Raw genomic sequence first — 22,510 nt, 5'->3', positions numbered from 1 at the left:
TATATTTTTTCATGAATTTAAAATTATAAGTAAAACTATGAATTTCCGAAACAATAAAAGTTAAAATTGTAATAAAAAGATATAATCTGTAATAAATAAAATAAGCACCTGCATATGTAGCATACTTTTTGAAAAACAAAGCTCATGGACAGAAAAAGCTTCATTAAGACCGGTGTTTTGGCAATATCAGGATTTTACTTTCTTCAATCCGAGTTATTTCATGCTGCGGAAAGAAGAAACAATCGGATAAAGGAATATCATGATGTTCCGATTGTTATTATTGGCAGTGGATATGGAGGTGCTGTATCTGCCCTTCGTCTGTGTGAAGCCGGAAAAAAAGTAGTACTACTGGAGATGGGGCTTAACTGGGAAAAAGCAGGAATTCCCTATTCCAATCTGTTGAAACCAGGGAAAAGTTCTGCATGGCTGAAAAACAAAAGTATTGCTCCTTTTATGAATATTTTTTCGCTGACTCCTTTTACCGGAACACTGGACCGTCTGGATTTTGATCATATTAAAATCTGGGTAGGAAGAGGTGTAGGCGGAGGTTCTCTGGTGAATGGCGGAATGGCTGTCACTCCTAAAGAAAGCTATTTCAAAGAGGTTTTCCCTGATCTTGATGCTGAAAAATTTTATGGCCATTACTTTCCTCTGGTACGGGAAGAACTTAAAGTAAATGTGATTGACGAACAGTTTCTGAAAGACTGTCCATATTATAAATTTACGCGGGTGGGTGAAGAAGAAGCTCATAAAGCCGGTTTTAAAACCATTCGGGTTCCGAATGTGTATGATTTTAAATACATGGAAAAAGAGTTCCGGAATGAAGTTCCCCGTTCAGCTCTTAATACTGAAGTGATTTATGGAAACAATCACGGGAAAAACAGTTTAGATAAAACCTATCTCAGAAAAGCAATGGAGACCGGAAATTTAGAAATTCTTGATCTTCATCGTGTCCAGACTATTCAATTGAATGATGACAAAAGCTATACATTAAATGTGCAGCAGACTGATACTTCCGGGACTTTGATTACTAACAAAGTTTTCAACTGTAAAAAACTGATTCTTTCTGCAGGAACTATGGGCACTTTACAGCTGCTGCTGCAATCCAATGCAGAAAACGGGTTTCCCATCCATGAAAAGATTGGCAAAAACTGGGGAAATAACGGAAATTTCATGACAGGAAGAAACTGGGTTAAGCCTTTGTCTGGTGGCACCGGAGCTAAGCAATCCACTATCCCTGTAGGAGGAATTGATAACTGGGATGATCCTGAGCATCCGTTTTTCACAGAAATTGCCCCTCTGCCAATGGGAATGGATGTTGCCACCGCTTTGTATCTGCTGATCAACAGGGTGGATAAAAAAGGAGAAGTTGCTTACCATAAAGCCAGCAAGTCACTGACATTAAACTGGAATGAAAGCAACACTATCAAAATGAAAGAAAATGCGCAGTATTTTATCCGCAAAATGAATAAAGCTAATGGCGGTACCAGAAGTCATCTTCTTTTCGATAATGGCTTTGGGGCAGATATTTGTTATCATCCGCTTGGTGGGTGTGTTTTAGGAGAAGCAACCAACTCATATGGAAAACTCAAAGATCATGAAAATCTCTATGTTCTGGATGGATCTTTAATTCCGGGAACCATTGGTGTGAACCCGTTTGTAACCATTACGGCCATTGCAGAATATTGTATTGAAAATCTTATTAAGCAGAATGAATTTGCCTGAAATTAAGGCATTGTCTGTACTTCCTTAAGATAGTTCCGAATATCATCCTCCAGCTTTGCCGGATAGATAAAATGAAGCTTTTCAGCCAGTGAAATTCCCAACTCATGAACAAGATCTGCAAAAGCAAACAATGCATTCCAGTTTTCTTCAATATTGCTTCCAGAGAATGTTTTTTCTACTTTATTCCATAGATCCTGTGATAAATATTTTTTGAAAAGTCTTCCGTGTTTATTGGTTGTGGTATTTTGCCAGTCATGATTTCCGGCAATATGCCATTCAATCAAAGGGACAAAATAATCTGTACGGAGAATATTTTCAGACATAAACTTGGCGTAAAAAATATCTCCACGCTTCAAGCACTTTGCCACATAGGTTGTATCCCACCAGAAATCATTCATCAGTTGCTGAAATTCTTTTTCCGTTGGCTTCTGAATCATGATAGACTGATACGTTGGTGGTTTCAAATTCTTAGTCAGCTTATCTTTATCTATTAAAACTTTGTATCCTACGTCCCAGTCTTCAGGAAGGTTTTCTTCTTTAATTTCTTCAATAAACTCTGCTGCCTGATACAGTTTAAAGTCAACCTTCACATGGTCTTTGTACAACACCATTTTCATGGCATGTTTTCCGTCAAAAACGCCGTCATCTTCTTCAATCATGGAAATAGGCTCACCAAAGAGTCTGATCCATTCATTTCCGGATTCATAAGATGTTCTGTTTTCAAAAACAAGTTCTACATCAAGATCACTAAAATCATCTACCGGAGCATAAGGATTTACCAATGAACTGGTCAGGAGAACAGCACGGATATCAGGATTGTTTTCAGCCCATTGAATAATCTGTTCCAGCTTTTCTTCCCTTACTTTCATATTAATAAGATTCTGATATTTTCACACGATATACGTCAGAAGAATTTCTCTTGATTGATTCTACAAAAAAGCCTCCTTCCTCAGGAATCACTTCTTTCAGATCAAAACTTTTACAATCTTTCGGAAGCCCGGAAAATATCAAGGTAAACCAAAAGTCTTTCATAAAAGGAACCGGCGTCCAATAGGGCGAAATTGAAATATTTTCTGCATGAATCATTTTGCTTCTATGCTCAGACTGGTTGTCAAAAAGATAGGTCGAATGCCAGATCCTGATCAGGTTTCCCAGAAACGGTGACGCCGGAAAACAACAATGTACAATCACCTGCCTCTCCTCTTCTGTTTTTGCCTGAAGAGATTCCAGGATTTCCTTTGCAATGACTGGTTTTACAATTACTTCCTCCACCTTTTTATGAGTAATAAGTAATGAGCGATGAGTAATAAAGGCTATTACTCATTGCTCATTATTGATGTTAATATTCTAGTTCTAATTTTTCTTTGGTGTAATTTCTTACTTCATGGGTCAGCTCAGGGTTTTCAGCAAGTTTTTGTCCGTAAGAAGGAACCATTTCGAGCAGCTTCCCTTTCCATTCTCCATGTAGTTTTTCAGGGAAACATTTTTCCAGCACGTTCAGCATGGCATAGACTGCAGTGGAAGCACCCGGTGAAGCTCCCAATAAAGAAGCAATAGTTCCAGACTTGTTCACCACTACTTCAGTTCCGAATTCCAGCTTACCTCCTTCTTTTTCATCTTTTTTGATGATCTGAACTCTCTGTCCTGCTACTTTCAGTTCCCAGTCTTCTTCTTTAGCATCCTTGATAAACTCTCTCAAATGCTGCATTCTCTGAGATTTCGTCATGGCAACCTGTTGAATAAGATATTTCGTTAGTGGAATATTGTGCCACCATGCTCCGAAAAGTGATTTTAAGTTTTTCGTATTAACACTTTCAGGAAGATCAAGATAGCTTCCTTCTCTTAAAAATTTGGTTGAAAATCCTGCAAAAGGTCCGAAAAGAAGTGCTTTTTTCCCATCAATGATTCTAAGATCAAGGTGCGGAACAGACATTGGCGGAGCATCTACCGTAGCCTGAGTATATACTTTAGCATGGTGCTTTTCTACCAACTCCTGATTATGGCTGACCAACCACTGACCAGAAACCGGAAAACCTCCGTATCCTTCACTTTCTTTAATATCTGAACTGTCCAGTAGCGGAAGCGCATAGCCTCCTGCCCCGATGAATACAAAATCTGCTACTACTTCCTGTTTGTGGCTATGGATTCTGTCTTTCACTTTCATTTCCCATTTACCGCTTTCTCTCGGGCTGATGTCTTTCACTTCATGGTATAAGAAAACCTCAACATTGGAATCTTCCAGAAGATGTCTTCCCATTTTTCTTGTCAGTGTTCCGAAGTTCACATCCGTTCCCATATCCATCTTCGTTGCAGCCATTACTTCAGACTGGTTTCTTTTGCTCATCACCAAAGGAATCCATTCTTTCAGTTTTTCATGATCAGTAGAAAACTCCATTCCTGAAAAAAGGACAGATTCTGCCATTTTATCATGACGTTTTCTAAGATATTCAGCATCCTTTTCTCCGAATACCAGACTCATATGTGCACAGGAATTGATAAATTCTTTCGGCTCATGAATATATCCTTTGGTAATCAGATAAGACCAGAATTGTTTGGAAATTTCAAACTGCTCTGCAATGCTTTCTGCCTTGGAAATATCAATAGATCCGTCTGGTTTTTCAGGGGTATAATTTAGCTCACAAAAAGCGGAATGTCCTGTTCCGGCGTTGTTCCATGCAGCTGTACTTTCTTTGGCAAATCTTCCGAGTCTTTCGAAGATAGCGATTTCAAGATTTGGATCAAATTCATGAAGCAGCGTTGCTAAAGTGGCGCTCATGATTCCGCCGCCTATCAGTACAACGTCGTATTTAGGTTTCGGTGTTCTGCTTGTAAGCGATTGTGACATAATTTTAAAATTTTACTTCAAATTTCGGGAAAAGTTTTAAAAACCGGAACGATTTTAACACGTTATTTTTTAGCTCAAAGCACTTATTGAGTACACAACAAAAAACCATGGAAAATTTCAATAAAGCACCATTGAAATGATTGATAATGTAAAATATTTCTTTATAAAAATATTAATTTTTCATTTTTTTTATTTCACTGAATGGTAACTAATTGACAAATTTTTCAAGGATAAAATTTTATAAAAATTTAAGTTTATTTAAGTTCATCATATTAAATACTGTAACCATAACTATTTACGTCATTATATTTTATCAACAATAAGCGATAAACAATTATATTAAAAACATAAAATATCACTTTTTATTGATAAATGAATAATTTTATAGATGTAATTCTATACATACCACATTGGATAACTGTTTTTTTTACGTACCTTTCAATTGATTTAATACCTATTCCAACAAGTATTTAATTAAAATTATTTCATAAACATACTAAAGATGAGAATTATTAACTTCGTGAGTACATTGTTCGCGACAATGGGATTTGCCCAGAGCGGAAGTGTAGGAATCAACACGTCCACACCGGACCCCAGTGCAATTCTGCACATTGAGAACTTCAGTGGAACCCCAGCCACAGCTACAGCTACCATTTCGGGAGGTGCTGTTACCGGAATTACCATCAACAACGGAGGTAGTGGTTATACTTCCGCACCAACAATTAATTTTTATGCAGGAGGATCTGTGGTGAACGGAGGTTCAAAAGCCCGTGCTACAGCAGTTATTTCCAATGGTCAGCTTACAGGTATAACGATTAACAACGGAGGTAGTGGCTATACCACAGCTCCCACGGTAACCGTTTCCGGAGGTAATAAAGGAGTATTATTCCCCAACCTGAATATTGCTAACCTGACCAGTACAACAAGTCCTGTTGCCTCTCCTGCCAATGGACTTATTGGATTCAATGGAGGAACTAACAGTAACAACAAAGCTCTTCATTTTTTTAATAGTACTACCAATTCATGGCAAAGCACAATTGATGCACAAAACACTCCCAAAGTTGCCTATCTTGATTTTACCGGATCATTATCAGCTCTTGACAATGCGATAGCGGGTGCCAGCACTCAGCTTATGGTTAATAATCCGGCAGTTTCAGGGGTATCAAACATCAGTGGATTTAAAGTTCTTCCGAACACTTCCGGAGGATATTCGCTGATTCTTCCACAGGGAAAATATCTGGTAGAAGTTAACCTGAATTTAAATTCACCTCAGGAAAGTCCATCCGGACAGGGAGGAACAGCTCCACTTTCCGGGAGTACTTATTATCTGATGGGATATTTTATAGATTTCATCAACGACACCTATAATAATACTACGAATACATTTACCGGAGGAAGCGCTACAAGGAAAGAAGTTCCTATTGTTTCTAAAGTCAGCACCAACCATCTTGCAACCTGGTCCTATTATTACACCGTTCCTGCTAATGCGAATGCCAACATTATAGGAGGCTTAAGATTAAATCTTGGAAGAATGCAAAACAGTACATTCTACGATCTCGTGAATGTAATTCCTACCGGTTCTTATATTAAAATATCTCAGTTATAAAAAACAATCAACATATGAAAAAAAGTTATATTCTGCTATTATTGATTATAGCCCAGACCATATATGCACAGGTTGCTATTGGAAAAACTTCAGTCAACAGCTCAGCTGTTCTGGATGTTTCGCAGACTACCAATAAAGGAGTACTTCTTCCAAGAGTAGATATTGTAGATGTTTTGAGTAATACCTCTCCGGTAAATAATCCGGCAGAAGGGCTGGTTGTTTATAATAAAGGGAACTCCATTAGTCCCGGTCTTTATATCTGGAAAAACAATATGTGGACTCAGCTTTCTGATACGTATAACCTTGTAAGTTATATGATGCTCCAACGCACCTCTGATTATTCAATACTTGGAGGTCTTGCCAACGGTACATACAAAAATTTCAACGATGCTGCATTTACTGTTGTATCTAATGATATCGGAGCTTTATACAATACTTCTACAGGAATTATCACACTTCCCGGAAACAGTGGTTATCTGGTGAATGTATGTCTGAATATCAGAACAGCTCTTGAAAGCACTACTGCCGGAATCGGAGGAACTTCTGTTCATTTGCATCAGTATCTTGTAAAACTTGTTGATCCGTCCAGCGGAAATCAATATGGTAAAACAATTAGTATCAACGCCCAATCGATTGCCAGTAATAAGACCCATACCCTGAATATGAGTTTCTCTTTTGTGACTACTTCAGCAGCTCCTATTCTTTTAGTTCCTGCCATTGCTCATGATGCCGGAGGAACTTACCAAAATGGATCCGGAGGAACAACTCCTAATAACGGAGAAATCATCATCACAAATGCTAAAGTTGATATTCAAAGATCAGCGCTTAATCAATAATCAATTGCACAATGAAAACATCTATTTACATAATCTGTATGATACTGTTAAGCATTTTCTCAAATGCACAAGTTGGTATTAATACAAACACACCCAATTCGAGCAGTGTTCTGGACATTAGTTCTTCCAATAAAGGAGTTCTTTTTCCTCAATATGACCTGCTTGTTCTGAATAGTACCTCAACTCCCATTGCTAATCCTACGGACGGACTTATTATTTACAATAACGGAGGAGCATCTACTTTTCCGAAAGGATATTATGTTTGGGTAAGAAATCAATGGCAGCGTATTGTCGTTTCCGGTTCTGAACCTCAGATTATGTCTCTCCTCATCAGTTCGGGAGTACTTATCCCTACTGGAAGTACGAATAATACGTTAGGAAACTTTGCCGTTACTTCGAATAAAATTACAGGAGCTTCACTAGGGGCAGATAATTCCACGATTACCCTGCCTGCCGGAACTTATATTGTACGGTATTCTGTGGATTCCAGCAATGCGAATAATAACAACGGAACAGCCAACACTCAGTATCTTTCCCAGAATTTCACCTGTACCCGTTCTTACCTGATTAACTCCGCTACTACAGCAACGATTACGGAAACCAACAGAATGTGCCAGCTATCAAGCTCTTTTACATTCTTTCAGGGAAGTTATTTTTTAACATTGGCAGCTCCAACAACGATCCGTCAGAAGTTCGAATTTGATACAGGAAATGGTTTCACCGCCAGTAATCTTAATGTCAGATCATCATTATCACTTGTCATTACCAAGATGAGTCTATAAAAAAACTTAAGCATGAAAAATGCTTAAGTTTCATTATTTATGTTTAACAGGACTTTAATTTTTAAAGTCCTGTTTTTTAATTCAATTTTGCGGTCAATTTTTTAAACTGCTTTTCAGCATTTTTCCCTTCATACAAAATAGCATATACGGTATCAATAATCGGAAGTTTAAGATTTTTCTGTTTTGCCGTTTTATAAATGGAATCTGCAGCGTAATATCCTTCTGCTACCATGTTCATAGACTGAATGGCAGATTTCACGGTATATCCTTTCCCAATCAGGTTTCCAAGGTTTCTGTTTCTTGAGAAAAGTGAATATGCCGTTACCAAAAGGTCACCCAGGTAGGCACTTTCATTTACATCTCTTGGTGCTTCATAAATCGCTTCCAGGAATGTTTCCATTTCACGGATCGCATTGGAAACAAATACTGCCGTAAAGTTGTCTCCATACCCTAATCCACTTGCGATTCCCGCTCCTATGGCAAAAATGTTTTTAAGGATTGCACTGTATTCATTTCCTAAAATATCTTTGCTTGTATGAACTTTAATAAAATCTGAACTGAAGATTCCTTCAAGTTTTTCAGCAGTCTCATCTTCTACGGTCGCAATAGTAAGATAAGAAAGTCTTTCCATAGCCACCTCTTCGGCATGACATGGCCCTGCAATAACGGCCTGGTTTCTGAAACCAATTTTAAATTCATCACGCAGATAATGCGCTACCACATCATTTACTTTAGGAATAATTCCTTTAATTGCTGAAATAAAGATCTTATCTGAATATTCACAGGTCATTTTATCCAACGTATCAGACAGATAGATAGACGGTGTTGCCAGAACAATAACATCACAGGCAGTAACCAGTTCGTTGATATCTGTTGTCAGTTTTAAACTTTTAAGATTAAAATGGGCAGCCGTAAGATAAGTTGGGTTGTGTCCACGAAGCTCAATAGCTCCTTTTACAAATTCACTTCTTACACACCAGTGTACTACTTTGCAGTTTTCAACAAGCATTTTTACGATAGCGGTTGCAAAACTTCCGCTTCCTACAACTCCTACAGAAATATCCTTTTTATTCTTTTTTGGATTCGAAGATTCTGAAATAATTTTCTTTTTAGCCATAATTGGAATGTGAACTGCAAAGATATTAAAACAAAGACGTAACGCGGGCTTTGAAACTATGATAAAAGCCATTTTCTGAAAAAATTAACACTACAACACAATTAAATAGCTAATTAGCCGTTAAATACAGAAAAAACTGAATTTTAATTAAAAATAACTCACAAAGCTTATTTTTAATTAAATTTGCAGCTTCAAAACCGTTTTAACTTACTAAGAGAAGAAATATGAAAAAATTTCTAAACAGCAAGAAGAACGTAAACATTCTCCTGGGAGGACTTTTACTAGTAGTTTTTGCACAAGGTGTATTCATTGCGAAGCTCTTTTCTGAAAGAGATGACAAAACCTACGAAGTAAACCTTGTAAAAATAAACACTGAAAAAGACAGTGTAGATTATCTAAAAATGAAAACTGATCTTACTCTTGTAGATCAAACCGTTGCTCAGCTCAACTCCTTCCTGAAGTCCAAAGACATCACCAATGAAAAACTAATGATGCTCAACCAGGACAGTATTTCAAACTCTATTTATCTTTCCAAACAGGCCAACCGATACAGCCAGTATTTAATGGATCTTCAGAAAAAACTGATGCAGGTTCCATTAGGAATGCCTACTGATGGTTATATTTCCTCTAATTTCGGGATAAGAAAAAATCCTATTCCTTTCAAAACTGTTTTTGCTTCGGTAAGATCAAGTGCAGCAACAGAGGCAAAACCAACAGTAGTGGCAGCAGCTAAGCCTGAAGTAAAAGCTGAACCTGTGGAGAAAATTATAGAACTTACAGACAGCTATGGAAATAAGAGAGAAGTAAAAGTAATGGTTACCCCAAAAGCGGCTCCTGTAGCTGCAACTTCTGCTCCTGCAACGACAACCAAAGCTGCTTCCGGAACGCCTGCAACTAAAACTGCTGTAGCTGAAAAAAACAATCCACCTGCTGAAGCTGATCAGATGCAGTTCCATAAAGGACTGGACATTGCTGTTGCCTATGGCTCTGATGTAAGAGCCGCCGCTGCCGGAACAATCATTTTTTCCGGACAAAAAGGAGGCTATGGAAACTGTGTAATTGTTTCGCATGGAAACGGACTGGCTACTTTATATGGCCATTTATCTCAGCTTGTTGCTAAAGTAAACGAAAAAGTAAAAGTAGGTCAGGTAATTGCAAAATCCGGAAATTCCGGACGCTCTACAGGTCCTCATCTTCATTATGAAGTACACAAAAACAATACTCCGATTAACCCGAAATTGTTTATGAATCTATAAAAAGAAAACTGTCTCTTATGAGGCAGTTTTTTGGTTTTAAAAAATAGAGTATTCATTTAAAGGCCTTTTTTAAACACGAAGAACACGAATAGTTTCACGAATGTCACGAATCACGAATATAATGCTCATGATCATAGATCTGCAGAATCTGTAAAATCTGCGAGAGATTATTTTAACACAAAGTTTTTAATTTCCCTTCTTTGCTTTTAAGGAGGTAAGGTTGGAATCAGCAAGCTGATTTAACGAAGCTTTAAGGATATTTTGATTGTTAATTCTTATGATATAAAAAAACAGCTGCCCATGCAGCTGTTTTTTATTTTAAGACTTTAAGCGTTCCTTTTGGATGGGTAAATGTACCGTCCGGACCAGCAATATTTGAATAAATGATATTTTTATTATAATCCTGAATATGGGTTACATTGAAACCAAGATGGGGCTCATGCCAGTAAACCATAAAAACATTCTTTGCCACTTCTACAGCAGTATATTCTACCGTATCTGTACTGTTTTTTGAACTTCCGGCTGTTCCTGTGAACGTCATGGTTTTATTATCTTTAAAATCAAGAAGGAATTTTACCTCTCCAAAGTCCACTTCCACTTTCTGTCCGATTGCCGGATATGGTGACTTAAGATCCCAATCCATTTCTTTAAGATAAACTTTTACTCCCATTTCAAGTTCTTCTTTTCCTGGCAGATTAGGGTATTTTTTTACCATGAAATCTACAATAGCAGATGTAGTTTTGTTTTCGGTAACTGCCTGTTTATAATTTTCCAGATAGCTTTTCACAAAATCAAGAGATTGTGGTGATGTGGAAAGTTCTGCAAAATGAGAAGGAACTACTTGCTGTGGTTTCAGTGCTTTCATAGCATCAATCTGTTCTATCCATTGATCAATTGCTTTTACATTCTGAGTATCTGCCATCCAGAGATGTGAACCAACGGAAACTGAAATACCGCCTGCAATAGTTTTGATGGAAGGAATCCAAAGAAAGCTATGTGCAGGATCTTCCGGATTTTGTCTGATTTCAATTTTGTTTCCTTCAAGATCAGGAATTGACGTAACAGCTTCAGGAATTATAATTTCTATTGGTGCATCTGCTTTCAATTGTGGTTTCCACACTCCCATTTTATCATCTTTTGATGCTGATATAAGGTAAGCAGTCTGTGCCGTTGAAATAATTTTAGCATTAGGAAAAGCTTTTTTAATCACATCCAATCCAAAATAGAAGTCAGGATCACTATGAGAAATAAAAACCGTTTTCAGGTTTTTTCCTGTTGCTTTTATTTCTTTAACCAGCTGTTCTGCATATTGTTTCTGAAACTGAGCATCCACCAATATAGCATCTTTATCTCCATAGATAATAGTTGACGTAATAGGAAAAATAGCCTTGGTTCCCGGATTATAAACTTTCACTTTGAGATTCCCCGCAAATATGCTGATGAATCCCAACAGTGCTAATAACGACCATAATTTTTTTTGTATCATTTCTGTTCTTTTATCGATTAGTAAGCTGCTGTGAAACGTTCACGGATGTGATTATTCTGCTCTAATTCGTCTACTAAAACTACGGCTACATCTTCTACAGAAAGACGGCTTCTTCCGTTTTCATCAAACACTGGAGTTTCTAATGAGGTTCTGTATTTTCCTGTTCTTTCCCCTACTTTCGCCTGATTCATTTCTACAGCTGGGCTGAAGAATGTCCAATCCAACGTATTATTTTCTTTAATTTTGTTTAAATAATCTCTTGCTGCTGTTGCACCAGGTTTGTAAGCTTCCGGGAAATCAGGAGTATCTACGATTTGTACATGATCAGGCGTGTAAAGACTTCCTGCCCCACCTACTACAATCAGTCTTTTTACTCCTGACTGTTCTACCGCTTTTTCAATGTTCTCGGAACCGTTTAAAAAATCGTTGTAAAGATTAGGATTCGTCCATCCTGCATTGAATGTACTGATTACAGCATCACTTCCTTTCAATGCTTCAGCCAGTTCATTTACATTGTTTACATCAACACTTTTTGCTGTCACATTCTCCTGTGTTTTTACTTTTGATGCATCTCTTACCAATGCTTCTACTGCGTATCCTCTGTCTGCTAATTCTGATACTACGTGTGCTCCTACAAATCCTGTTGCACCGATTACTGCTACTTTTTTCATAATGTTTTATTTTTAATTAAATTGTAATAAATTTTGTTACATTTAAGGATAAAAAATTTTATTCAAACTGGTCAGTGAATTCTTGTAATGACTTGTTTCCTAAAAAGTTTACCACCAAACGATCTGTTTCTTCAAATAAAGTATTTAAATGATTGTTAATCTCCTTACCAACACTGCATGCGGGATTGGGATTCTGATTTTTTTTGCCTAATACTTCTGTATTTTTTACTGCTTTATAGATCTCAGAAATAGTGATCATTTCAGCATTTTTTGCAAGCTGGCTCCCTCCTTCTTTTCCTTGTCTGCTGATAATCAGACCTGCTTCTCTCAATACGCTGATCTCCTTTCGGATAATCACCGGATTCACATTGATACTACCAGCCATCCAGTCAGAAGTAAGCCACTCCTGAGGGCTTTTCGCCAATAATGTCATAATATGTACTGCCGTAGCAAATCTTGTATTGTTCATTGTAATTACGTTGCAAAGATATACATTTTTTAACTGTAACAAAATTTATTACAGTTAAATTTTTCTTAAAGGATTAATTTATCCAGATCAAGCAACAAATAATTGATGTTTTGATTGATGGTACGGGTAGCCGACTGCATTTGATTCAGCATGGCTGCACGGTTGTGAAGATCATCGGCTCTGTAAAGCCCGCCATCACTGAAAATCACAGACTTATCTGCTACTTCTTTATTGTCATCAAACTGATAGTGAAGCCATCTTAGTTTCATGTTTCCGATAATGGAATGTTCTTCTCTATTGGAAAACTTTTTCTCTGTGTACATATACCAGATAAAAGGAGGAAAATTGGGTGATTCCAGTTTTTCTCTCCAGATATCCCTCAAAAGGTTTCTCTGGTGAATAAACTCAACTTTTTTTCCTTTTGGATTAAGAGTTGCCAATCCAAAACCTGCTCCCAGAACCCCTCCGCCTATATCGATGGCGTTACTCCAGCCTTCATCATGTACAATTCCTCCTGCGATGGAAGCTGCCGCTCCTGCAATTATGGAATATAAAATAAGCTTGTTATTTCTTGATGAGTTGAGATTATCTACATAATTTCCAATCTGGGCTACTCTTTCTCCTTCACAGTCAAATTCTGCAGCGACAGCATCTAATTCTGTAAGAGCAATCGTTATTTTACTGTTTATTTTTGTCTTCAGCTGTAAAACTTTAACCTGAGAAGCAAGGGATGAATCTTTTTTAAGATCTATAATCTCATGAACCTCATCTAAATTATCCAGTGCGTTTAAGATGAGGATACTTTGGTCAGAAAAGACTTCTTTTAATTCTTTATTGGCTGCTAAGATAGAGTCAGAATTATACGACGGAAGTTTATTGCTGTAGTTATATTTGAACGGAGCTTTACAATAACTGTCTTTCAGCGTGAGAATATTCTGCTGAATAGCCTGATTCTTCCTGGAAACACAGGAAGTAAGAAGCCCGAAAACAATCAAAAGGTAAAAAAGTTTTTTCATTCAGTCATTTTTTTGTGCAGGATTGATATATTGTATTTCATTCATTTTCCTCTTCTTCTTTACAATTATCAATACGAATATAGCACAAATAAAAAAATTTACCTGAAATCAGGTAAATTTTTAATCTATTTTTAAGAAGGATTATTTTTTAATATCCAGCAATTCAACTTCGAAAACAAGAGTACTGTTGGGCCCGATTTCTTTGCTGATTTCCTGATCTCCATATGCTAAGTGTGGAGGAATAATCAATCTCCACTTGCTTCCGACAGGCATCAACTGAAGAGCTTCTGTCCATCCTGAAATCACTCTGTTCAAAGGGAAAGATGCTGGTGTGCCTCTTTTTACAGAGCTGTCAAATACTTTCCCGGAAATGGTAGTTCCGTGATAGTGGCACTTTACAGTAGATTTAGGACCTGGTTTTGCACCGTCACCTTCTGTAATGATTTCATATTGCAAGCCGCTTGGTAACTGCACAACGCTTTCTCTTTTACCATACTCTTCCATATATTCTTTACCATCTTTCAGGTTCTTTTCTGCTAATTCTTTTTTACGTTTAAATAACATATCTGCTACTCCCATATTATAATTTTTTACAAAGATAAGGCTTTTTTAAGCTTGGAAGATGGAAGCTCGAGGATGGAAATTCAAAAATCAAGTCTTTCAACATTCAACAAGATCTAATTAATTCATTCTTATTAAAAACAATTAAACATTATTAATCAACAACTTAAATAAATTATCAGTTAAAATTATACAATCATATTGACTTATAATTCTTTATTACTAACCTTCTTTTCCACAAAATTCAAACAATTGTAATACTTGCTTAACACAGATTTCAAAACTTGGCGTTATAATTGAATTTTAAAAACTAAATGCCAAATCCATTAAAATATAATAAGAAGTTTGATGAACTGAATGAGGAGGAAAAAAAACTTCTGGAAATCAATAAAAAAACAATTGCAGATTTTGTTGAACAATCCTCTTCCATCAGTGACGTCAATTATGCGACCAGAAATGCCCATGCTAAAACCTATGCGGTAGCAAAGGGTATATTCTGGATAGAACCCGATATTCCGGAATCGCTGCAATCTTTTTTCGATAAGGAAAAGTTTGACCTTACCATACGTTTCTCTAATGCTCAGCTGAAAATCAAAAACTCAAAGAAAGATATTCCGGCTTATGGCTTTGCTGTGCAGATCAAGGATGAAAACGGAGTATTGCTTGCCAATTATCCGTTGGTCAATTTTCCTTTGTTTCCTATTAATTCTGTTTCTACGTTTTTGAAGTTGTTTACAGCCATTAACCAGCTTTATATGAAGCAATGGAGAAAAGTATTCCCTTTGTGTATTCAGATGGTTAAAATAATTCCTTCTTTATTCACTGGGGATATGCTCCGCAATATGATAAAACTTATCGGGAAGAGAAATGATTTTATTCTGTCATTTGATTATCATTCTGTAGGAACTTACCGTCTGGGGGATCAGGTCATTAAAATAAAACTGTCTCCTCAATCTGTGGATAAAAATTTTGGAAAAAAACAGAAGGTCAAGGATTCTTTAAAAAATTATCTGCAAACGAATGATTTTGCAGCAGATGTTTTGATACAGATTTGCCATGATTTGAAAGACCAACCCATCAACAAACTTAATGTTGAATGGAAAAATGCTCCTTTTATTAAAATCGGCGAAGTCAGAATCAATAAAAATTCATTGCTGGATTCACATAATTGTACGACAGAACTTCTTTCATTCAATCCTTTTGAAAGTAAAATATTTTTTCAGCCTGTAGGAAAAATACAAAAGCTGCGTGATGAAGCTTATAAAGTGTCTGTACAGACGAGGAGAAAGATTAATAAACTGCTGCATGGGAAAAACAGTTAAAATAATGATGAATTATAAATGATGAGTGATGAATTTTTGCATGCAGATCTAAAGGTTTTATCTAAAAAAGAGCATTTCTTGGAAGTGTCATTCTGAACGAAATGAAATGTAGTGAAGAATCTCATATCATTGTTTATCATAAAGATTCTTCCTTCGTCAGAATGACAAAAACCAAATAATTTGAGTTTTGAGATAATTTCTTATTATTTCATCTGAACTTTCGGTCTTCTTCTTTGATGGCAAGGTCATTGATGCTGGCATATCTTTTCGCCATCAGTCCGTTCTCATCAAACTCCCAGTTTTCGTTTCCGTATGCCCTGAACCAGTTTCCCTCTTTGGTCTGATATTCATACTCAAAACGAACAGCAATACGATTGTCTGTGTGAGCCCAATATTCTTTCTTAAGTTTATAATTAAACTCTCTTTCCCATTTTTTCTGGAGAAATGCTACAATCTCTTCTCTCCCATTCACAAAGGTATCTCTGTTTCTCCATTCGCTATCGGTAGTATATGCTTTGGACACCTTTTCAGGATTCTGACTGTTCCAGGCATCTTCTGCCAGTTGGATTTTTTCAAGTGCCGTTTCAAGAGTGAAAGGCGGAAGCGGATGTTTTTGTTCCATAACTTATTGTATTAAATTGGTGACTATTTTTTTTGATTTTTCAATTAATTCATTGGATTTAAAAAGCTGGCTTTCTATGATGCTGCTTTCAAAAAGCATGTAGATATGATCGGAAAGTTCCTCATCATTCACCCATTCTGAAAAGAAGTTTCTGAGATCGGCTTTGTGAGATTGAATGACACTCAGAATTTTAGTATTATCCATGGGTATCTCAGAGAGAATATTCAAAAAACTGCATCCTCTGAAGTTCTCTTTCCCGTTCATATAGACTAAGAAATCGAAAGATTTGGTGACTTTAGATTTTGAATCTTTTTCTTTTGCTAAAAAATTATTGAGTTCATTGAACCAATATTCGTGTCTCACTTTCAGAAATTCCACGCATAGGTCTTCTTTGGATTTAAAATACTGATAGAAACTTGCTCTGGCCACTTCTGCTTCTGAAATAATCTGATTGATTCCTGTAGAATTATAGCCTTGTCTTGCGAACAATTGAAATGTGGTTTCTATAATTCTTTCTCTTGGAGATTTCATATTGCTTTTCTTTTATGCAACAAATGTAGGAAAAAAAACAATATACAGACCAGTCTGTCTGTTTTTATTTTTAAAATATTTTTTTGCTTTGTTGGAAACGCAAAGCCGCCAAAGTTTTTATAATAATGTATTAAGGCGCAAGGATTTTATCTTCGATAAAATTGAATACCGCAAATAGGACTGAAAAATTAAGAAATGATCTTGCTGAAAATCTTTGATTTTTTTTGCGTCTTAAAAAGCAGCATAATTTTTATCTTCTTTGCGCCTTTGCGTTCTCCAACAAAAAAAAATCAAAAAAAAGCCTCCAGAACTAAATCCGGAGGCCTTCATTTTATTTTAAATGTGATTATTTTTCATCCAATTCTTCCTTCTTCTCTTCTTCTTTTTCAGGGAAGATGATAGATAAAAGAACAGAGATCACCAATACTCCTCCTACAATTCCTAAAGAAACCGGAGACGGAATGTGAATCCATGGTGCAATAAGCATTTTAACTCCAATGAAGGAAAGGATAATGGCCAATCCGTAGGGAAGTTTGCTGAACATGTGGATAAAGTTTGCTAACAGGAAGTATAATGATCTTAATCCTAAAATCGCAAAGATATTTGATGTATAAAGGATGAATGGATCATTTGAAATCGCAAAAATAGCCGGAATAGAGTCTACTGCGAAAAGAACGTCAGTAAATTCGATAACTCCTACCACTACTAAAAGAGGAGTTGCCATTTTGATACCGTTCTGGATCGTGAAGAATTTATCTCCATCATAGTTGTCAGAAACTTTCCAGAAACTTTTGATCAGTCTTGCACCTGCTGTATTGCTGTAATCTTCATCATCGTCATCACCACCATCACCCCAGGATTTAATCCCTGCATAAACAAGGAACAACCCGAATAATGTCATTACAACGTTGATTTTCACTGCTTCTCCGAAGATGTTCATCTCAGGAAGATAAGTCAGATTTATTAATCCTACTCCTGCAAAAATGAAGATTGCTCTGAAGATCAAGGCCCCGATAATCCCCCAGAAAAGGACTTTATGATGAAGGTATTTCGGAACTTTAAAGAATCCGAAAACGAGGATAAATACAAATAAATTATCCACAGACAAGGCTTTTTCAATCCAATAGGCAGCCTGATATTGTGTGAATTTTTCTATTGCCAAAGCATGGCTTGCCGGAGTACCATCGGTATTGAATACCCAATACACCACTCCTGAAAAGACCATAGAAAGCGAAATCCACACGATAGACCATATGGTAGCTTCTTTGGAAGATACTTCGTGACTTTTTTTATTAAATACTCCTAAGTCCAGGAGCAGCATGATAACGACTGTTACTGCAAATCCCCACACCAGACCTGGGTGCAGTTCTAAAATACTTTGATGTTCCACTTGAGTTATGTTATTATATGATAAAAGCAATAGATGCACAGAGTACAAATATTGCTATTTTATTTATCTTTTGATTGTCAATTGATTATAGATAATTCATCTGAACCGTTTGGATCGTCTGCTCCAGCTTTTTGTCTGCTGTAGGATCTCCGATAGCGTTGAATTTCCATTCTCCGTTTCTCTTGTAGAAAACACCCATTATCATGGCAACATGTCCGCTGAAAGAGGCATCATTGGCAATATCATATTTTGCAAAAACCTCTCTTACATTGGTAGGTGATCCTTCATAAATACGGATAGAAGCAAAAGGAATTGTTCCGAAATCCTGGCCTCTGTAGCTGTTCAAAACCATTGCCACGTGTTCTACATTGGGCTCCAGCTGACTGAAATCTACTGTGATTACTTCGTTATCCAATCCATCATCTCCATCTACGTCACCTGTAAGGTCATCTCCACTGTGTCTTACAGATCCGTTTCTGGATTTAAGATTTCCGAAATAAATTACTTCAGTAACGTTTTTATTTGAATCATATAAAATACAGCTTCCGTCTAAGTCTACTGCTTCTTTTTTAGTTCCAAAAAATCCTTTCTTTTCAATTGCTCCCCAGTTGATTCCTACACATGCCTGGGAAAGTTCAGCACCATTTTCTTTTTTAAGGTTAATTCTCTGACCTTTTTGTAAGTTGATAGCCATCTTTTTATGTTTAGTTGTTATTTACATTTTGCAAAAAAGTAATCTTCTTTGCTTTTCAAATTTCGTTCTAGTTATTATTCAAATTCAAATTAAGCATTGCCCGCAGAATATTTGTTTCTTCATCGAAGTCAAATATTTTGCTCATAATGTCCATATTTTCCAGGTTTTTGATATAGTCTTTCAAAACCCCTTCCACTTCTGCCGGCAACGTACGTTTTCTTTCGTTCATACTGTGTTCCAGCAGTTCATTTTTACTTTTCAGCTGATCAATAATGGAACTCTGATTAGATTGATTTTCAGAAATATCCAGCTTATCCAGTTCTTTGTCAAAAAGATACAATTTCTTTTCGTCAACACTGAAAATAAAATGATCATCAGACTGAAAGATTTTGAAAAGTTCATAATCGTGGATTCCAATGAGGTAACCACATACAAAACGGACTTTAAACCCCTGTATATTAAGCCTTCCCAGCAGTTTTCTTTCAATAGAGTAATCTTTATACTGATAGGCGGGAAATGAATCGGATTTCAACAGCGTTTCATCTGCTTCCGCTCTGTAAAATTCCTGAGCATATTTTTTATGAAAGTATAATACATTATCCCAATTGGCTGTAAAACTATCTTCCGTAAGATCTTTATACAATGTTTTCAGATGTTGGGAAAATACACCGCTGTACATTTTCCTGTCGGTCTGAAAACTGTCTACCTGTCTTTCTTCAAAACCTGAAATATATTTACTGTTGATGTTAATTTCATTAATGACCGCCAGCATATCATTTTCTTTCTGCTTTTTAATTTTAGTCAGAAGTTCTATGAGGCTGTCCGTATACTGCAGGTGGAAAAGTTCCAGTTTATTGTAATCCAAAGCCGTATTTTCCTGGAACAGATTGTGGATAATATCTGTTTTGATATAAATTGATATGATATCAATATGTTCAAAAAAATTAGCGAGAAGCTTAAGCTTTGTTAATCTTCTTTTGCTTTGCGACAATATGGTTGCTGCATCATCCCCCACCTTAGTACTCTATAAATTAACCTCTGACATTCGCTTTAAGTTCATGCTCCAATGTCTGAAGATCCTGATCCAGTTTTCTTCTGTTATCTGCTCCCTGTTTCTGGATTTGTTTCACTTCATTCAGTGTATTGATAAGCATTGACGTTGTTTCTTTCAATGTTTCTACAGATACAATAGTTTGTTCGTTTGCTCTGGCAACATTTATTGAATTCTGACCAAGACGCTCTGCATTCTTTCTTAAGATTTCTTCTGTAGTAGAAGATACTTTCTGCTGGATCTCAATATTCTGCTGTTGTCTGTACATTGCTACAGCCAGTGAAAGCTGGTTTTTCCAAACAGGAAGTGTAGTGGTAAGAATAGTCTGTGCTTTTTCAGCGATAGAAACGTTGTTATTCTGTACCAGTCTGATCTGTGGAAGCGACTGCATCATGATCACACGCACCACTTTAAGATCAGCCATTCTTCTGTCTAATCTTGCAATGAAATCTCTCTTATCAGCAATCTGATAATCCTGAAAATTCTGAGGACTCGTTTCCATCTGAGCCAATTCTGCAGCAGCTCTTTCCATTCTTATATTTCCTGCAATCACAAGACCTTCAATCTGTTTGATAGAATTCACATTGCTTTCAAAGATGGTCTGAAGGACAGCATTATCCTTTGTAGAAGTAATGATTCCTGCATTTACTTTATAAGAGATCTGCTCGATATTGTTGATGATCTTATCGTATTTAGCAAACAGATTTTCTACCTGAGTCATTACCTTTTTCATGAAGGGTAATTTGCTCAGGAAACTTTTCACTTTATTTCCGTTAAGTTCTTCTACATCTACATAGTTAAGCTCTACCAAAAGATCATTGATAAGCCCTCCTACTTCTCCTGAGTTGGATCTTCTTACATTTCCTAAGAAGCTGTCACTCTGGTTGGTTAATGTTTTCTGAAGCTCTGCCCCGAAATTCACGATAGAACCTGGATTGGCTTCGTCAATAGAGTTTGCAAGAACTTCATATTTCTCACGTTCTTCCGACTGCAGCTGAGTCAGATTTACATTCCCTTCTCTATCCACAAGCACTGCCGGCGCTGCATTTTGAACAGGCTGAGCCGGTGTTGGCGGAACCATTGGAGTAGGTTCAAAGGTTTTAAGAGGTTCTATTGATCCTAGCGGATCTATGGGTTGATTTTCCTGATTGTCCATGATTACTTCTGATAAATTGATACAAACTTCTCAAGGCCGTCTCTTTGTCCTGCACCTACAGCCTCAAATTTCCATTCTCCGTTTCTGTTGTAGATTCTTCCGAATTCTACAGCCGTTTCGATTGAGAAATCTTCGTCTAATTCATATTTTAAGATCTCTTCATTCGTATCTGTATTGAAAATTCTGATGAAAGAATTTCTTACCTGTCCAAAGTTTTGTTTTCTTGAATCTGCTTCGTGAATAGTTACTACTACTGTAATTTCTTTGATGGCATCATCAATTTTTGTAAGGTCAATTTTGATCTGCTCATCATCTCCCGCACCTTCTCCCGTAAGGTTATCTCCTGTGTGGATTACAGATTTGTCCGGAGACTCAAGGTTGTTATAGAAAATAAAGTGATTATCTGAAACTAATTTTTTGTCGTCCCCAAGCAAAAATAAGGAGGCATCAAGGTCAAACCCTGTTCCTGTAGAAGTATTATTGATATCCCATCCTAAACCTACAGTGAATTTAGGTGCGTTAATATTTTCTCTTTGTCCTTTTTGTAAGTTAATAGCCATAATATAATTCCGTTTGTGTTAAAGTATTGATGTTATTTTCGTATTCTTTTATTAAATGATAATTGTTACTGATAGCCAGCTCCAAAAGCAGGTCCATCTGTTCTCTTTTTACTTTAGACGTAAGATAATCAAAATTACTTGAATCCAGTCCTAAAATATATTTTACAATCCTTGTATTGAACTGAAAACTTTCTTTATTCATCACTTCTGCAACATGTTTTACATTTTTTACTGCATAGTAATTGAAAAAGTTTTCAATTTTAGGGTCAAGGTCAAAATTCATTAGCTCAGCATAATACATGAACATAAAGTCCGCCTCCACATCATATTCATTCAAAATTCTGTTGACCGTATATTCATGACTTCCAGTGATTTTTATATCGTCTATAAAAATACAAAGTTTTCCTCTCAAAAAATCTTTATCGATATAATAAGTATCATTTGCAATCAGATTTTTACGATCTTCAAAATTAAGATTCCCATAATCTGTGATATAGGTATGATTACGATTGATCTTAGATAAAATACTTGACTTCTTTCCTTTCTGAAACAGGTAAAAATCCAGGTGTTTTTTAAAGTAAAAGCATAAAAAGTTGGATGCCGTAGGAATCGCCATATAAGGGCTTGGCAGCACAACAATCTCTTTATCGGTATTTAAAAGTTCCTCATTTTCAGAAATAAATCCATCGAATAATTCTTTGGCAAATTTTTCAGCATACGACTTATCGCCATACTTGAAATAGCTGTATTCCGCAGGTGAGAAAGTGAACTCATCCGCCGAATGAATGTGGTGTAAGCTGTATCTTTTATTCAT

23 protein-coding genes are annotated in these 22,510 nt (G+C 36.4%); 6 read left to right on the top strand and 17 right to left on the bottom strand.

Annotation, left to right across the window (positions count from 1 at the left end; translation table 11 throughout):
• Positions 1-144: 144 nt before the first annotated feature.
• Positions 145-1,725 carry a GMC family oxidoreductase N-terminal domain-containing protein gene (locus tag BUE84_RS03645; protein ID WP_079240531.1) on the top strand — a complete coding sequence of 527 codons (1,581 nt, stop codon included), beginning with the start codon at positions 145-147 and terminating at the stop codon, positions 1,723-1,725.
• A gap of 2 nt (positions 1,726-1,727) precedes the next feature.
• Here the strand turns inward: BUE84_RS03645 and BUE84_RS03640 are convergent, their stop codons facing one another.
• The 3 genes from BUE84_RS03640 to mqo all read right to left on the bottom strand — a co-directional run bounded on the left by BUE84_RS03640 (position 1,728) and on the right by mqo (position 4,570).
• Positions 1,728-2,594: an AadS family aminoglycoside 6-adenylyltransferase gene (locus BUE84_RS03640; RefSeq protein WP_079240530.1), complete on the bottom strand. Its 867-nt coding sequence runs from the start codon at positions 2,592-2,594 to the stop codon at positions 1,728-1,730.
• 1 nt (position 2,595) lies between these two features.
• Entirely contained in the window at positions 2,596-2,997 is a 402-nt protein-coding gene (locus tag BUE84_RS03635; protein ID WP_034693615.1) for a hypothetical protein, read from the bottom strand.
• A gap of 67 nt (positions 2,998-3,064) precedes the next feature.
• Entirely contained in the window at positions 3,065-4,570 is a 1,506-nt protein-coding gene (mqo, locus tag BUE84_RS03630) for a malate dehydrogenase (quinone) (RefSeq protein ID WP_079240529.1), read from the bottom strand.
• A 502-nt stretch (positions 4,571-5,072) separates the two neighbouring features.
• Here mqo and BUE84_RS03625 point away from each other — a divergent pair.
• Genes BUE84_RS03625 through BUE84_RS03615 form a run of 3 tightly spaced genes read left to right on the top strand, consistent with a single transcriptional unit; the run spans position 5,073 to position 7,794 of the window.
• Positions 5,073-6,176 (top strand): hypothetical protein, encoded by a 1,104-nt coding sequence (locus tag BUE84_RS03625; protein WP_145953205.1) that lies wholly within the window; start codon positions 5,073-5,075, stop codon positions 6,174-6,176.
• Positions 6,177-6,190: 14 nt separating this feature from the next.
• Entirely contained in the window at positions 6,191-7,012 is an 822-nt protein-coding gene (locus tag BUE84_RS03620) for a hypothetical protein (protein WP_079240527.1), read from the top strand.
• Between the two features lie 38 nt (positions 7,013-7,050).
• A complete protein-coding gene (locus BUE84_RS03615) occupies positions 7,051-7,794 on the top strand; it encodes a hypothetical protein (RefSeq protein ID WP_079240526.1) in 744 nt (247 codons plus the stop codon).
• 76 nt (positions 7,795-7,870) lie between these two features.
• On the opposite strand, the gene BUE84_RS03610 is transcribed toward BUE84_RS03615, so the two are convergent.
• Positions 7,871-8,911 (bottom strand): NAD(P)H-dependent glycerol-3-phosphate dehydrogenase, encoded by a 1,041-nt coding sequence (locus BUE84_RS03610; protein ID WP_079240525.1) that lies wholly within the window; start codon positions 8,909-8,911, stop codon positions 7,871-7,873.
• 224 nt (positions 8,912-9,135) lie between these two features.
• Here BUE84_RS03610 and BUE84_RS03605 point away from each other — a divergent pair, with 224 nt between their 5' ends.
• Complete coding sequence (locus BUE84_RS03605) at positions 9,136-10,167, top strand: M23 family metallopeptidase (protein WP_079240524.1); 1,032 nt, start codon at positions 9,136-9,138, stop codon at positions 10,165-10,167.
• A gap of 313 nt (positions 10,168-10,480) precedes the next feature.
• On the opposite strand, the gene BUE84_RS03600 is transcribed toward BUE84_RS03605, so the two are convergent.
• The 5 genes from BUE84_RS03600 to BUE84_RS03580 all read right to left on the bottom strand — a co-directional run bounded on the left by BUE84_RS03600 (position 10,481) and on the right by BUE84_RS03580 (position 14,388).
• Entirely contained in the window at positions 10,481-11,653 is a 1,173-nt protein-coding gene (locus tag BUE84_RS03600) for an MBL fold metallo-hydrolase (protein WP_079240523.1), read from the bottom strand.
• Between the two features lie 17 nt (positions 11,654-11,670).
• Complete coding sequence (locus BUE84_RS03595; protein WP_079240522.1) at positions 11,671-12,324, bottom strand: NAD(P)-dependent oxidoreductase; 654 nt, start codon at positions 12,322-12,324, stop codon at positions 11,671-11,673.
• Positions 12,325-12,382: 58 nt separating this feature from the next.
• The gene (locus BUE84_RS03590) at positions 12,383-12,793 is read right to left on the bottom strand and encodes an Rrf2 family transcriptional regulator (protein WP_079240521.1); all 411 of its coding nucleotides are present in this window, start codon (positions 12,791-12,793) and stop codon (positions 12,383-12,385) included.
• Between the two features lie 65 nt (positions 12,794-12,858).
• Positions 12,859-13,809, bottom strand: a complete 951-nt coding sequence (locus BUE84_RS03585) for a hypothetical protein (protein ID WP_079240520.1) — start codon at positions 13,807-13,809, stop codon at positions 12,859-12,861.
• 141 nt (positions 13,810-13,950) lie between these two features.
• Positions 13,951-14,388: an FKBP-type peptidyl-prolyl cis-trans isomerase gene (locus BUE84_RS03580; RefSeq protein WP_079240519.1), complete on the bottom strand. Its 438-nt coding sequence runs from the start codon at positions 14,386-14,388 to the stop codon at positions 13,951-13,953.
• Between the two features lie 296 nt (positions 14,389-14,684).
• Here BUE84_RS03580 and BUE84_RS03575 point away from each other — a divergent pair, with 296 nt between their 5' ends.
• Positions 14,685-15,692, top strand: a complete 1,008-nt coding sequence (locus tag BUE84_RS03575; protein ID WP_079240518.1) for a catalase — start codon at positions 14,685-14,687, stop codon at positions 15,690-15,692.
• A gap of 208 nt (positions 15,693-15,900) precedes the next feature.
• Here the strand turns inward: BUE84_RS03575 and BUE84_RS03570 are convergent, their stop codons facing one another.
• From BUE84_RS03570 to BUE84_RS03535, 8 genes are all read right to left on the bottom strand, one after another.
• Positions 15,901-16,314, bottom strand: a complete 414-nt coding sequence (locus BUE84_RS03570; RefSeq protein ID WP_079240517.1) for a DUF1348 family protein — start codon at positions 16,312-16,314, stop codon at positions 15,901-15,903.
• 3 nt (positions 16,315-16,317) lie between these two features.
• On the bottom strand, positions 16,318-16,845 hold the full coding sequence (locus tag BUE84_RS03565; protein WP_079240516.1) for a TetR/AcrR family transcriptional regulator: 528 nt from the start codon (positions 16,843-16,845) through the stop codon (positions 16,318-16,320).
• Positions 16,846-17,191: 346 nt separating this feature from the next.
• Entirely contained in the window at positions 17,192-18,235 is a 1,044-nt protein-coding gene (locus tag BUE84_RS03560) for a TerC/Alx family metal homeostasis membrane protein (RefSeq protein WP_079240515.1), read from the bottom strand.
• An 85-nt stretch (positions 18,236-18,320) separates the two neighbouring features.
• Positions 18,321-18,929 (bottom strand): TerD family protein, encoded by a 609-nt coding sequence (locus tag BUE84_RS03555; protein ID WP_079240514.1) that lies wholly within the window; start codon positions 18,927-18,929, stop codon positions 18,321-18,323.
• 67 nt (positions 18,930-18,996) lie between these two features.
• Entirely contained in the window at positions 18,997-19,944 is a 948-nt protein-coding gene (locus BUE84_RS03550; protein ID WP_079240513.1) for a hypothetical protein, read from the bottom strand.
• A gap of 16 nt (positions 19,945-19,960) precedes the next feature.
• Positions 19,961-21,136, bottom strand: a complete 1,176-nt coding sequence (locus BUE84_RS03545) for a toxic anion resistance protein (protein ID WP_185117012.1) — start codon at positions 21,134-21,136, stop codon at positions 19,961-19,963.
• Between the two features lie 2 nt (positions 21,137-21,138).
• The gene (locus BUE84_RS03540) at positions 21,139-21,696 is read right to left on the bottom strand and encodes a TerD family protein (RefSeq protein ID WP_047377805.1); all 558 of its coding nucleotides are present in this window, start codon (positions 21,694-21,696) and stop codon (positions 21,139-21,141) included.
• Entirely contained in the window at positions 21,686-22,510 is an 825-nt protein-coding gene (locus BUE84_RS03535; protein WP_079240512.1) for a phosphoribosyltransferase family protein, read from the bottom strand. Before BUE84_RS03535 ends, BUE84_RS03540 begins: the two co-directional genes overlap by 11 nt.

This window comes from Chryseobacterium indologenes (genome assembly GCF_002025665.1).
Taxonomy (GTDB): domain Bacteria; phylum Bacteroidota; class Bacteroidia; order Flavobacteriales; family Weeksellaceae; genus Chryseobacterium; species Chryseobacterium metallicongregator.
This window is presented reverse-complemented; position numbering and strand designations above follow the sequence as displayed.

What these genes read in the sequence shown, in the direction of transcription:
- BUE84_RS03645 (WP_079240531.1), top strand. Translation starts at nt 145, where the DNA reads ATGGACAGAAAAAGCTTCATTAAGACCGGTGTTTTGGCAATATCAGGA.
- BUE84_RS03640 (WP_079240530.1), bottom strand. Translation starts at nt 2,594, where the DNA reads ATGAAAGTAAGGGAAGAAAAGCTGGAACAGATTATTCAATGGGCTGAA.
- mqo (WP_079240529.1), bottom strand. Translation starts at nt 4,570, where the DNA reads ATGTCACAATCGCTTACAAGCAGAACACCGAAACCTAAATACGACGTT.
- BUE84_RS03625 (WP_145953205.1), top strand. Translation starts at nt 5,073, where the DNA reads ATGAGAATTATTAACTTCGTGAGTACATTGTTCGCGACAATGGGATTT.
- BUE84_RS03620 (WP_079240527.1), top strand. Translation starts at nt 6,191, where the DNA reads ATGAAAAAAAGTTATATTCTGCTATTATTGATTATAGCCCAGACCATA.
- BUE84_RS03615 (WP_079240526.1), top strand. Translation starts at nt 7,051, where the DNA reads ATGATACTGTTAAGCATTTTCTCAAATGCACAAGTTGGTATTAATACA.
- BUE84_RS03610 (WP_079240525.1), bottom strand. Translation starts at nt 8,911, where the DNA reads ATGGCTAAAAAGAAAATTATTTCAGAATCTTCGAATCCAAAAAAGAAT.
- BUE84_RS03605 (WP_079240524.1), top strand. Translation starts at nt 9,136, where the DNA reads ATGAAAAAATTTCTAAACAGCAAGAAGAACGTAAACATTCTCCTGGGA.
- BUE84_RS03600 (WP_079240523.1), bottom strand. Translation starts at nt 11,653, where the DNA reads ATGATACAAAAAAAATTATGGTCGTTATTAGCACTGTTGGGATTCATC.
- BUE84_RS03595 (WP_079240522.1), bottom strand. Translation starts at nt 12,324, where the DNA reads ATGAAAAAAGTAGCAGTAATCGGTGCAACAGGATTTGTAGGAGCACAC.
- BUE84_RS03590 (WP_079240521.1), bottom strand. Translation starts at nt 12,793, where the DNA reads ATGAACAATACAAGATTTGCTACGGCAGTACATATTATGACATTATTG.
- BUE84_RS03585 (WP_079240520.1), bottom strand. Translation starts at nt 13,809, where the DNA reads ATGAAAAAACTTTTTTACCTTTTGATTGTTTTCGGGCTTCTTACTTCC.
- BUE84_RS03580 (WP_079240519.1), bottom strand. Translation starts at nt 14,388, where the DNA reads ATGGGAGTAGCAGATATGTTATTTAAACGTAAAAAAGAATTAGCAGAA.
- BUE84_RS03575 (WP_079240518.1), top strand. Translation starts at nt 14,685, where the DNA reads ATGCCAAATCCATTAAAATATAATAAGAAGTTTGATGAACTGAATGAG.
- BUE84_RS03570 (WP_079240517.1), bottom strand. Translation starts at nt 16,314, where the DNA reads ATGGAACAAAAACATCCGCTTCCGCCTTTCACTCTTGAAACGGCACTT.
- BUE84_RS03565 (WP_079240516.1), bottom strand. Translation starts at nt 16,845, where the DNA reads ATGAAATCTCCAAGAGAAAGAATTATAGAAACCACATTTCAATTGTTC.
- BUE84_RS03555 (WP_079240514.1), bottom strand. Translation starts at nt 18,929, where the DNA reads ATGGCTATCAACTTACAAAAAGGTCAGAGAATTAACCTTAAAAAAGAA.
- BUE84_RS03545 (WP_185117012.1), bottom strand. Translation starts at nt 21,136, where the DNA reads ATGGACAATCAGGAAAATCAACCCATAGATCCGCTAGGATCAATAGAA.
- BUE84_RS03540 (WP_047377805.1), bottom strand. Translation starts at nt 21,696, where the DNA reads ATGGCTATTAACTTACAAAAAGGACAAAGAGAAAATATTAACGCACCT.
- BUE84_RS03535 (WP_079240512.1), bottom strand. Translation starts at nt 22,510, where the DNA reads ATGAATAAAAGATACAGCTTACACCACATTCATTCGGCGGATGAGTTC.